Genomic DNA, 867 nt, shown 5'->3' on the forward strand with positions numbered 1-867 from the left:
TGAGCGCGTCGAGTACCAGGAGGCGTGGGACGAGCAGCGCCGGGTGCACGCCGCACGGTTCGCGGACGAGGTCCCGGACACGGTGCTGCTCCTCGAACACCCGCCGGTCTACACCGCCGGGCGGCGCACCGCGGACGACGAACGCCCCCTGGACGGCACGCCGGTCATCGACGTGGACCGCGGCGGCAAGATCACCTGGCACGGGCCGGGCCAGCTGGTCGGCTACCCGATCCAGAAGCTCCCGCGCCCGGTGGACGTCGTCGCGCACGTGCGGCGGCTGGAGGAGGCGCTGATCCGCACCTGCGCGGAGTTCGGCGTGGAGACCACCCGGGTCGAGGGCCGCAGCGGGGTCTGGGTCCTCGGCGACCCGGTGGAGCAGCGCCCGGCCCTCGGTGGCCTCTCCCTGGACTTCGACCCGCGCCTGACGGACGAGGAGTTCGACCCCCGCCTCAACGGGCCGGAGTACGCCCCGTCCAACGCGGGCCAGCGCCGGGAGGACCGCAAGATCGCCGCGATCGGCATCCGGGTCGCCAAGGGCGTCACCATGCACGGCTTCGCTCTGAACGTGAACCCGGACAACAAATGGTTCGACCGCATCATCCCGTGCGGCATCCGCGACGCGGGCGTCGCCTCCCTGGCGACCGAGCTGGGCCGCGACGTCACCATCGAGGAGGTCCTGCCGGTGGCAGAGCGCCACCTGCGAGACATCCTGGAGAACGCGGACCTGAAACCGAGGGTGATCGAGAAGACACCTGCCTGACAGAGGTCGGCGGCACGAATCCAGCGCCGGGGGCATAAATCCAGCCCGTCCGGTCCCTTGTGACGGAGGGCATAAATCCAGCCCGTCCGGCGTTTGAGGACGAGGCC

The 867-nt window shown here is 71.2% G+C and carries 1 protein-coding gene; it reads left to right on the forward strand.

The window, feature by feature from the left end:
• A partial coding sequence (lipB, locus tag GTW67_RS26550; RefSeq protein ID WP_161167312.1) for a lipoyl(octanoyl) transferase LipB occupies positions 1–760 on the forward strand: 760 nt, incomplete at its 5' end.
• Positions 761–867 lie beyond the last annotated feature (107 nt).

This window comes from Streptomyces sp. SID5910 (genome assembly GCF_009862125.1).
Taxonomy (GTDB): Bacteria; Actinomycetota; Actinomycetes; order Streptomycetales; family Streptomycetaceae; genus Streptomyces.